The sequence below is a fragment of the Cyanobium sp. Candia 9D4 genome, from assembly GCF_024346155.1.
Taxonomy (GTDB): domain Bacteria; phylum Cyanobacteriota; class Cyanobacteriia; order PCC-6307; family Cyanobiaceae; genus Cyanobium; species Cyanobium minutissimum.
Genome location: NZ_JAGQCK010000002.1, coordinates 512,923 through 523,230, shown reverse-complemented (window position 1 = coordinate 523,230; position 10,308 = coordinate 512,923). Strand labels below are relative to the sequence as shown.

Sequence of the window (10,308 nt, the reverse complement as noted above, 5' to 3'; positions counted from 1 at the left end):
TCAGAAGAAGCGCGGCAGACCGAAGGGCAGCGACGGTGGACTGATCGGCACCGGGAGGTTCACCCCCGGCACCCGGGAGCGGATGTAGCTCTCCAGGGAGCCGTAGGCCGGCAGCGGCACCCGGAAGCCCTGGAAAAGGGGGCCGCCCAGGATGCTGTTGTAGTCGGTGACGCTCAGCCCCAGGATCGCCAGCACCACCCCGGCGGGGGAGAGGCGCAGCTTCTGGCCCGCTTCCACGGTGGTGGCGGGCTTGCCGGTGGGTTCCCCGTCAGCGAGGGGTTCCACCTCCACCGACCCCTCCAGCACGGAGATCTCCGCCTCTCCCGACTCGTTGACGTCGAGGAGGTAATTGGTGCCCCGCACGCTGAGGCGGGCGGAGCGGGTGCAGCCGCTCTGCTTGCCCGACACCAGGATCTGGCCCTTCTCGATCAGGAAGCAGCCCTGGCCCAGCTTGAGCAGGGCAAAGCGGTTGAGGCGGCCGGCGGCGCCGCTGTCGAAGCGGATCTGGCCGCGGCTGTTCTGGGTGCTGACCTTCTGGGGGGCGACGGCCTTCTGCTTCACCTTGGCCGTCTTGCCGTCGATGAAGAGCTCGTTGCCATCGAGGATCTCCTGCACCACCGCGCTCTCGGAGGCCCGCACGGGCAAGGGCCCGAGGGCGGGACCGACCAGGAGCACCAGGATCGGCACCATCGAGAGGCTCGGCAGGTGGCGGCGGCGCATGGGCTCAGGGCTCCGGTGCGGATGGCCCATTCTGCTCAACCGGGCCGGAAACGCATCGACGCCGCCGGAATCGTCTCAGCGGGCGCAGAACCGCACCATCAGCCCGAGGCGGTTGACGGGCTGGGCCAGTTCGGCCGGATCGAAGGGGGGAGCGGCCTCGGCGGCGGCCGCCCGCATCATCACCGGCCGGAAATCGTTGCCCTCCAGCTGCACCTCCAGGGGGGCCAGCCGGCTGAGGCCCACCGCCGCGGCCACGTCGCGGGCCTGGGTGAGGGCATCCTGGTAGGCCGCCCGCAGCAACTGGCGGCGCACCGCCGCGTCCTGGGCGCGATCGGCTTCGGTGCCCACCGGGGCCAGCCGCACCCCGGGGAGGGCCCCCACCTCCCGGATCAGGGGCTGCAGCCGCTCGGGAGCCAGCCGGCCACTCACCTGCAGGCTGGCCGTCACCGCCGCCGGCCGGCGGCGATCGGCCTCGCTCTGCCAGGTGCTCGGTGAGGTGACCCGCAGCTCCTCCACCTGCAGCTGCTGCAGGGCCTGGCGCACCGCCGCCAGCCGCTCCTGCAGGCCCTGGAGGGCGGCGTCGGCCGTGGGGCCCTCCGCCTCCAGCGCCAGGGAGAAGGACAGCCGGCGGGTGGGCCGTTCCTGCTCGGCGCTGCCCCTGGCCTCCAGCAGGGTGCCGTCGCAGCGCAGCTGCACCTGGGCGACGGCGGCACCGGGCCTGGTGCCGAGCACCACCAGACCCAGCAGGACGGCGAGGGGACGCAGGACGATCGGTCGCATGGCGGGAGGACGGCTGGAGCCAGCCTGCTCGCCCACGGAGCCGAACGTCAGGATCGGCGGCAGGATGGGGCGATCGAAGCGTGCGCCTTGGCCCTGCTGCAGATCTGGATCGGCGCCCTGGCCGCCACGGCCGGGCTGCTGGTGCTGGCCCGTCTCTGCCGCCACCGGGCCCTGCCGGCGGTGCCGCTGCGGCTGCCGCTGCTGGCCATCGGCGCCTGGGCCCTGCTGAGTTCGCTGCCGCTGCAGGGGCTGCCGCCGGCCTACCGGGTGTGGGTGCTGCTCACCGACGACCTGCTGCTCACCTATGCCGCCATCCTGGTGGCCCTGTGGGCGGTCCTGCAGGTGCCCGCCCACCTGGGGCTGTGGCGGCCGCCGCCGCAGTTGCTGCTGCAACTGCTCACCCTCGGCAGCGGCGCCCTGGCCACGGTGGTGCTGGTGCGCCAGTCGGCGCGGCTGGATCTGGTGGGCCTGGTGACCACCTCCGCCGTGCTCACCGCCGTGATCGGCCTGGCCGCCCAGGAGTCCCTCAAGGACCTGTTCGCGGGCCTGGAGCTGCAGCTGGGGGACGAGTTCACCGAAGGCGACTTCCTCGAGCTGGATGAGGGCGTGCGCGGGGTGGTGGTGCAGGTGAACTGGCGGGACACCATGCTCCGCAACATGGACGGCCAGCTGGTGGTCGTCCCCAACAGCCTCGTCACCGAGCGGGTGCTGCGCAACCTGGGCCGCTCCGGGGCCGTCAGCAACCGCTTCTCGGTCGGCCTCGACTACGACCTGCCGCCCGCCCAGGCCAGGGCCCTGCTGGAGAAGGTGGTGCTGCAGCATCCCCGGGTGCTGCGGGAGCCCGCCCCCCGCATCCGCGTCAAGGAGTTCCAGGACAGCGCCATCGCCTACGAGCTGCAGGTGTGGCAGCGGGAGATGGGGGACGGCGCCATCGGCGACCTGCGCAGCGACCTGCTCGAGCAGATCTGGTACGCCCTGGCCCGGGAGGGCCAGAGCATCCCCTTCCCGGTGCGGGAGCTGCAGCCGCGCCGCTCCCGGGACCGGCCCCAGCGGGCCGCCCGGCCCTCGCCCCAGCTCTGCTGCCAGACCCTGGCCAGCGTGGGGCTCTTCACCGAGCTGAGCGCCGAGCAGCTGGAGACCCTGGTGGAGGGCAGCCACCTGGTGGCCTACGGCCCCGGCGAAGCGGTGGTGCAGGAGGGGGCCGAGGGGCGCTCGATGTTCCATGTGCTGCGGGGCGCCGTGGAGATCCTCAAGGAGCTGGAGCCGGGCCACACCGTGGCCGTGCGCCAGCTGGGGCCGGGCGAGGTGTTCGGCGAGATGACCCTGTTCCTCGATGCCCCCCGCAGCGCCACGGTGCGGGCCACCGAGGAGTGCCTGCTGCTGGAGGTGGACCGGGACAGCATCAAGGGTCTGCTGGACGAGAATCCGGACCTGCTGGAGCGCTTCGCCGCCATGGTGCAGGAGCGCCAGGCGGAGCTGCGGAACCTCGACCGCGAGCAGCACTCGGAACGCTCCAACGCGCTGCTGGACACGATGAAGCGGCTCTTCTACGCCTTCAAGGGCAGCTGATGGACAGCGGCACCCCGCCCGGCCCCAAGGCAACGTCCTGGTCGGCACGGCTGCGGGCGCTCCACCTCGCGGACGGCCTGCGCTCCCTCGTCCCCTACGCCGCCGCCGGGCTGCTGCTGCTGGCCCTGCAGCGCAGCCCCGTCAATGAGACCCTCAACCTGCTGCTTTACGACCTGATCACCAGCCTGCGTCCGGCGCCGCCGGGCACGGACAAGCCGATCACGATCATCGGCATCGACGAATCGGACCTCGCCACCTACGGCTTTCCCATCGACGACCGGGTGCTGTGCGAGGCGATCGACCGCCTGAGCGCCGGTGGGGCGGTGGCGATCGGCCTCGACATCTACCGCGACCAGGGGGTGGGCCCCGGCCGGGCCTGCCTGCGGGAACGGTTCCGCACCAACCCACGCCTCGTCTCGATCTTCAACGTGGCCGAAGCCATCGGCCCGGTGCCGGGCACGCCGCCCGATCGGCAGGGGTTCAACGATCTGGTGCTCGACGCCGACGGGGTGATCCGCCGCGATCTGGTGCATGTGGCCGGCCAGGACGAGGCCACCGTCTCCCTGCCCCTGCGGCTCCTGGAGCTGGGCAGGGGCCAGCGCAGCCTGCGGCAGCGGCTGGACGCGGGGCGGGAACCGGGCCCGTGGCTGGAGCCGGCCTCGGGGGGGTACGACCAGCTCGATGCCGCCGGCTTCCAGCAGATGCTGTCCTTCCACCAGCTCGGCAGCTTCCACCTCTGGAACCTCCAGGATGTGCTGGGCCGCCGGCCGATCCCGGCCGACCAGATCCGTGGCCACATCGTGCTGATCGGCAGCACCGCCCCGAGCCTGCGCGACATTTTCCCGGTGCCCCACACCCGTTCCGCCCTCGGGGCGAAACAGCTGCTGGTGCCGGGGGTGGAGATCCACGCCCATCGGCTGGCCGGCCTGATGGATCGCTACGTGGCCGGCGACCCGCGGCGGCTGCGGACGCTGCCCGGCTGGGTGGAGAGGCTCGCTGAAGGGGTGGCGGTGGTGCTGGGGATCGTGCTGGGGGAAGCCTTCGTGCTGCTGCGCCGCAGCGTGCTCGTGGTGGGGCTGGTGGCGGTGCTGATGGTGGGTGGCGCCGTGCTGCTGCTCTACAACTTCGTCTGGGTGGGTCTGAGCCTGCCCCTCACCGGGCTGATCGCCATGGCCGGTGCGGCATGGGTGCGCCGGGGCGCCTCCAGCCAGAAACAGCGCCAGCAGATCGAGCGGCTGCTCGGCCAGACCACCTCCCCGGCCGTGGCGCGCCAGCTCTGGAACCAGCGCGATGGCCTGCTCAGCGACGGCCGCTTCGAGGGGCGCCAGCTGCCGGTCACGGTGCTGATGCTGGACACCTGCCAGTTCACGAGCGTCTCGGAACGGCTCAGTCCCGGTGAGCTGCTCGCCTGGCTGAACCGGGGCATGGCCCTGTTCGTCCCTGCCATCACGCGCCGGGGCGGCATGGTCAACAAGTTCACCGGGGATGGCCTGCTGGCGGTCTTCGGGGCCCCGCTGAGCAGCGGCGAGGAGGCGGATGCGAAAGCGGCCATCGATGCGGCCCTGGCCATCCAGCGCGCCGTGGCCAGCCTCAACGAGGAGCTCCAGAGGGAAGGGCTGCCGGCGATGGGGCTGCGCATCGGCGTCCATTCCGGCCCGGTCCTGGCCGGATCGATGGGCAGCAGCGAACGGCTGGAGTACGCCGTGATCGGCGATGCGGTGAACTGCGCCGCCCGGTTGGAGAGCCTCGACAAGGAGCGTCAGACCAATCTCTGCCGTGTGCTGGTGTCGTCCACCACCGAGGAACTGCTGCCCAAGGGCCTGCCGCTGGAGTGGCTCGACTGGGGGGCGATCAACCTCAAGGGGCGCAGCGAACCGCTGCGCATCTGGGAACTGCGGGGTGGCCTCAGGCGGGACAGCGCACTGGAATCCGCTCGGGCCACTGGGCCGTGATCAGGTCGGACAGGCCGAAGGCGGAGCCGACCTCCTCCCGGGGCACGCTGGCGCCGCAGGAGCGGTGCAGCTTCACCAGGGACGCCTGAACGGCCCCATCCTCCTTGGAGGCATCGGCCACCAGCAGGCTGAGGGCCGGCGGTGAGTCGGCGGCCACGAAGTTGAGCGGGTCGGCGGGGGTGGGGGTCGCCGCGGCCCCGGGGCAGAGGTAACTGGACTCCCAGATCGTCGGCACCTTCACAGACGGCATGGTGATCAGGGTGATGCCCGGGGTGGAGGCCGGCAGCACCCGGCGCTGGCCCGAGGCCATCGCAGCATCGGCGGTGCCGCGGCCGCTCAGGGGCCGGAAGGTGATCTCCAGGGGGCTGGGGGAGGCGCTGGGGCCTTCAAGCAGGCCGAGGTAGCGCTCCTTGCCGGGGGCGAAGACGCTGCTGGCCGGCACCAGATGGGCCAGCAGGCGGCTGGAGCAGTCACCGCGGGTGCCTCCGCCGACCCGGCGCCCCGGGAAGCTCTTGCGCAGATCGCTCTGGGCCTGCGCTGGCGGCGGTTCCAGCGCCGCCAGCGGGGCCAGGGTGAGAAGCCCTGCCGCCAGGGCCGTGCCGGCAGCCCATCGCCGGGTGGTCGATTGCTGAGGGAACACTGTCTTCATGACCACGGCAGATGGCAAGGATTCAGGAGAACGCCTGGCAACTCATGACAACCAGAAGCCCGGCGATGCCTGACGGATGGCCAGCCAGGCCCAGAGGAGCTTGGTGATGATGTGAAGCGCCTGATCAAACGCCAGGCTCCAGAGACGTCGGCATTTGCCGAAGTCAATCAACAGATGCACCACCCATTCTGCCACACCCAAAAGGGGGGACTGGGTGATCGCTCCCACCAGACATCCATGGATGGCGGCATGGGAGGTGAGCCACCAACCCCAGCCGAGGGTCACATCGCAACCGGGGCATTTCTCGCGGGCCATGCGATCGCTCTGGAGCCCGAAATCCCCGACGAAATGGGCCATCGCCAGCATCAGAAAGACGTTGAAGACAGCTGACAGATCAGGCACAGAGTGAAGAACCGGGATGACCGGAGAAGCTCGTCAGGGGAGGCCTCACCAGGGAGTGCCGATCAACTGAACCCCCGCCCAGAAGTAGGGATGGGTCACACCCGCCGCAATCCGACGCCGCTGGGATGGGCTCAGCTCCGTGAGAAGGGGAAGGCCATCGGACCCGATGACCTTATCGCCTTCCAGACGCACCTTGCCAGTGGACATGGCCTGGCGCGTGGACCGCAGGGCTTCGGCTTTCTGCATTCCCTGGTCGAGGAAGCGATAGAGCTGCAGGAAATAGGCGGAGGTGGCGACATCATCCACATACCAGAGCGTGCCGATGGCACTGCGGGATCCCGCCTGCAGCGCCAGGCCGGCGAATCCGAGCTCGCTGTCACTGTCACCCAGGGCCGTGCGACAGGCGCTGAGCACGAACAGTTCCAGCGGGCTGCCGCTGCGCTGCTGGCGCAGGCGGGCGAACTCCTGCAGGCTCACCGAGCCGGTGCCGGTGTAGATGCGGGCCTGGGAGGGGCCACCGGGCATGAATTCGGCATGGGTGGCCACATGCAGGCGCTCGTAGCGCGGGTCGGCCGCCTTGCTCAGCAGCACCTCCGGGGAAAAGCTCCGGTTCAGGAAGCGGTCGACCCCGACCCCCTCCGGGATGCCGGCCAGTTCCTCGGGCACCAGGGGCAGGGGGCTGAGCCCCTCGAACTCCGAGGCGCCCGCCGCCAGCACCCGCCCCCGGGTCTGGCGCGGAGGGCCGAAGGAGGTGAGGTTGAGGGACGGGGTGATCGAGAAGCCGTAGCGATCACCGAAGTAGCTGGTGCCGTCGTGGAGGGCCGCGAAGGGGAGACCCTGGAGGCCCCGGTCGGCAACGATCACCAGGGTGGTGATGCCCTTGGCCCGGAGTTCCGCGGCGATGGGCTCGATCAGGGCCCGGTGGATCTGCCGGGACGGGGACTGGGGATTGTCCACCTGCAGGGGCTCGAGGCGGGCCAGCTGCCGGTACAGCGCCCGCAGCTGGTCGCCGAAGCGCTCCCTGGAGAGCTCGACGCGCTTGCCGACGGGCTCCCCCCGGCGGCTGAGCAGGATCAGATCGAGGAACGAATTGGCCGGCTTCGGCCCGGTGGCGCCGGCGGCCCCGGGCTCCTGGTCCGCCACAGGCTTCGGCTCCTGGCCCGCCACGGGCTTCTGTTCGGTGAAGGACACCATCAGCACCGCCGGATTGAAGCGCTCGTCCTCCTGGCCCCCCTTCTGGGAGGCCTTGCTGAGCAGCTGCTGCAGTTCCTCGAGGCGCAGGGTTCCGCCGGACTCCCCCGCCGTTCCCACATCCCCCAGGGTGCGGCGCACGTCCTCGGTGCGCTGCTGATCGCCGTCGGTGATCGCCGCGGCCACCAGGGCCGGGGACAGGCTGGTGGTGGTGACACTGAGGGGACCGGGCACCGGCAGCGACCCGCCGGTGAGGCTGAAATCGGCCTCCGAAAGGTTCACCGCCAGGGCATCGGAGCCCACCCCGCGCCGGCTGCTGGTGAGGGTGGAGCCGAAGGGTGTCGTCTGGGTGGACGGAAAGATGCGGTAGCCGAGATCGGGCAAGAGGAACGACGGGCTCGACGGGGAGAACGGTGAGGAGGCCCCCGGAGCCGTTGCTCCCGGAGCCGTGACCGTCTGGGGCGGCGCCGGCGTGACGGGCGGGGTGGGGCTGACGGGTGGGATGGGGGTGACGGGCGGGTCGGGGGGCGCCGGGGGCGGCGCCGGTGTCGCCGCCAGGTCGCCGCCGAAGCTGAAGGGCAGCTGGGGATCGCCGGTCGTGACGACGCCTTGCAGCGTGAAACCGACGGCCAGGGACACCCTGGCGGGATCGAAGGCGCCGGAGATGCCGCGGGCCCTGATCAGCTCGAAGGGGGTGATGACCCCCACGACCGGCGGTGACGCCACCTCCAGTCCCCCGCCGAGGAGGGTGTCGCCGAAGACGGAGAGCTGGTCGGCGGTGGAGAGGTCGAACAGGAGCTGGCTGTCGGCCCCCAGGGTGAGGCTGGCGGCGCGGACGCGAAGCGATCCGACGGGATCGAGCGTGGCGACCGGTGCCCCTGGGAGCGGGGACCCTTCGTTGATGAAGGTCCCCAGGGAGGAGTCCACCTCGATCAGGCCGGACCCCTGGATCGTTCCTTCATTGCGGAAGCTGTTGTCGTCGATGCGCAACCGCGCCGCGCCCGTGCCCTGCAGCACGATCGAGGAACCGGGCGAGACGACGGCGCTCTGCAGGTCCAGCGTCGCCGAGGGACCGATCACGATGGATCCGGCGTTCTGGAGGGCCGCCAGCCGGGTGGTTCCCGACAGCTGCAGCTGGGCCCCGCTCTCCACGGCCAGATTCGGACCGGCGATCGTGGCCTGGTTGAGCGCGAGGGTCGCCCCCGTGGCGACGTTGATCCGGGTGGTCTTCACGGGCGTCGGATCCGTGACCGTGCCCCGGTCGATGCCGCTGCTCTGGGCTGATGGACCGATCCGCAGCAGCGCCGTCGAGAAGGCGGTGACAGTGCGGCCGGGACCCTGGAAGTATCGCCTGGAGACATCCAGAACGGCCGGCCTGGGATCATTGAGGAGACCCAGTTGAATGGACCCGACACTTGAGGGGCTCCAGCTGAATTCGCCGGTCCGAAGGGTGCCGGAACGCAGCTGGAACGGTTCGAAGGCTCCGGTGAGTTCGATGTTGCCGTCGATCCGCGAGGCCCCCTGGAAGGTCCGCAGGGTGCCGGTGTTGATGTCCACCGCGCCCTTCTGCCAGCTGATCGATCCCGCCGGCGTGGAGGGGTCGGCGGACTTCTGATACCAGAGAGCGACATCCAACCGGCCCCCAGCGGAGGTGTTGGAGAAGGCCGCGGGATCCACGCCCGGAACGTTGATCAGAATGTCGCCGTCGGCCCGCAGCTCCAGGGCGGCGTTCGCCCCGGCCGTCTTCTCGACCGGAGCCAGCAGGGAGATGGTGCCCGACTGGGTCCCGGCAGGATCGGTGGTGTCCACGATCACCGTCTGGCCGCCGTTGAGGGCGGTGTTGATCAGCCCCACATCGACCAGTGACGCGGAGCCCGGCAGCCCCCCACCGGAACCGCCGGGGGGAGCGCCGCCACCCGATCCGCTGGGAACGATGGCGATGTCGCGGGGATCGATGAGCCAGGTGCCCCCCCGCCCCCGCGCCGCCGACAGATCCGGGGCGGCGGAGAGCGTCAGGCGGCTGGCCGAGGTTTCGACGAAGCCGCCATCGCCACCCTGGGGACCGCCCCGGGCGCTGATGACCCCTTGGACCTCGGCCCGTTCCCTGCCCAGGATCTCGATGGTCCCGCCCTGACCCGCGCCGCCGGCGTCCGCCCGCAGGCTCGAACCGGCCATCGAGACCCGTTCCCCGGACAGCCGGATGCTGCCGCCGGCCGGACCGGACACCTCCACCGTGCTGTCCTGGAGCGACACCTCCTGCCCCTGCAGGGCCACGGTCCCCCCGGGCGCCTGCAGCCGGGCTCCCCCCAGCAGCACATGGCCGCCCTGGGCATCCAGCAGCAGGCCCCCATCGACGGTGAGCAGGCCGCCGTCGATGGCCAGATCCCCCTGGGCGGTGAGGCCCAGCTGGGTCAGGGCGGCCGGATCGGTGCCCAGGCCGGCCGCACCCAGGGCCGGGGCGCCCACCAGGGCGGCGGCCGCGGCGGCCGTGGTGCCGAGCACGTCGAAGCGCCCCTCGCCCACCCGCAGGCTGGTGGCGGTCGTCAGGTTGAGCTGCTGGACATTGCCGAACGTGCCGGCGCCGCTGAGCCGGATTCCCCACGGCGAGAGCCAGACCAGGCTGGCCGGCTGGCTCAGGGTGACGGCCTTGTCGATGAAGCTGCCCAGGGGGTGGGTGACCCCCACCATCACGTTGCGATGCCCGCCCACATCCAGCGTGACGCCGGTGATGCCGCCGCGGGTATCGAAGGCGGAGAAACGGTGAAAGAGATTGGCCCCGGCGGACGTGCCCCCACGGATCGCACAGGCACCGCCGAAGCAACTGCCGCCCAGCTGGCCATTGACCACAGTGCCGAGGCCGAGGCTGCCGCCGGTGGCGGTGATCTCACCGGCGGCAACGGGGGAAGCCAGCAGCCCGATCACGACGGTGAGCCCCAGGGGCGCGAAGGGGGAGCGCCGTTGCGTCAGCCGGACCGGACAAATGAAGCGAATCCAGCCCAACTTACCGGATAAAAAGTAGCGGTTGTTACTCAAGATGGGGGCCAC

7 protein-coding genes are annotated in these 10,308 nt (G+C 71.1%); 2 read left to right on the top strand and 5 right to left on the bottom strand.

Going from position 1 to position 10,308, the window contains the following annotated elements:
• Both KBZ08_RS07110 and KBZ08_RS07105 read right to left on the bottom strand, forming a co-directional pair.
• Entirely contained in the window at positions 1-720 is a 720-nt protein-coding gene (locus KBZ08_RS07110; RefSeq protein WP_106219455.1) for a FecR domain-containing protein, read from the bottom strand.
• A 75-nt stretch (positions 721-795) separates the two neighbouring features.
• Positions 796-1,500 carry an SIMPL domain-containing protein gene (locus KBZ08_RS07105; RefSeq protein ID WP_254972206.1) on the bottom strand — a complete coding sequence of 235 codons (705 nt, stop codon included), beginning with the start codon at positions 1,498-1,500 and terminating at the stop codon, positions 796-798.
• Positions 1,501-1,587: 87 nt separating this feature from the next.
• Here KBZ08_RS07105 and KBZ08_RS07100 point away from each other — a divergent pair, with 87 nt between their 5' ends.
• Complete coding sequence (locus KBZ08_RS07100; RefSeq protein ID WP_254972205.1) at positions 1,588-3,069, top strand: mechanosensitive ion channel family protein; 1,482 nt, start codon at positions 1,588-1,590, stop codon at positions 3,067-3,069.
• Positions 3,069-5,021 carry a CHASE2 domain-containing protein gene (locus KBZ08_RS07095; protein WP_254972204.1) on the top strand — a complete coding sequence of 651 codons (1,953 nt, stop codon included), beginning with the start codon at positions 3,069-3,071 and terminating at the stop codon, positions 5,019-5,021. Before KBZ08_RS07100 ends, KBZ08_RS07095 begins: the two co-directional genes overlap by 1 nt.
• Here the strand turns inward: KBZ08_RS07095 and KBZ08_RS07090 are convergent.
• From KBZ08_RS07090 to KBZ08_RS07080, 3 genes are read right to left on the bottom strand one after another with little or no spacing between them, the layout of a single operon-like run.
• The gene (locus KBZ08_RS07090; protein ID WP_254972203.1) at positions 4,975-5,670 is read right to left on the bottom strand and encodes a hypothetical protein; all 696 of its coding nucleotides are present in this window, start codon (positions 5,668-5,670) and stop codon (positions 4,975-4,977) included. The two genes, KBZ08_RS07095 and KBZ08_RS07090, sit on opposite strands and share 47 nt — an antisense overlap.
• Positions 5,671-5,712: 42 nt before the next feature.
• On the bottom strand, positions 5,713-6,072 hold the full coding sequence (locus tag KBZ08_RS07085) for a DUF3307 domain-containing protein (RefSeq protein ID WP_219903797.1): 360 nt from the start codon (positions 6,070-6,072) through the stop codon (positions 5,713-5,715).
• Between the two features lie 45 nt (positions 6,073-6,117).
• Positions 6,118-10,263: a CHAT domain-containing protein gene (locus tag KBZ08_RS07080; protein WP_254972202.1), complete on the bottom strand. Its 4,146-nt coding sequence runs from the start codon at positions 10,261-10,263 to the stop codon at positions 6,118-6,120.
• Positions 10,264-10,308 lie beyond the last annotated feature (45 nt).

Excerpts from the sequence above, each read along its gene's own strand:
- KBZ08_RS07110 (WP_106219455.1), bottom strand. The coding sequence starts at position 720 with ATGCGCCGCCGCCACCTGCCGAGCCTCTCGATGGTGCCGATCCTGGTG.
- KBZ08_RS07105 (WP_254972206.1), bottom strand. The coding sequence starts at position 1,500 with ATGCGACCGATCGTCCTGCGTCCCCTCGCCGTCCTGCTGGGTCTGGTG.
- KBZ08_RS07095 (WP_254972204.1), top strand. The coding sequence starts at position 3,069 with ATGGACAGCGGCACCCCGCCCGGCCCCAAGGCAACGTCCTGGTCGGCA.
- KBZ08_RS07090 (WP_254972203.1), bottom strand. The coding sequence starts at position 5,670 with ATGAAGACAGTGTTCCCTCAGCAATCGACCACCCGGCGATGGGCTGCC.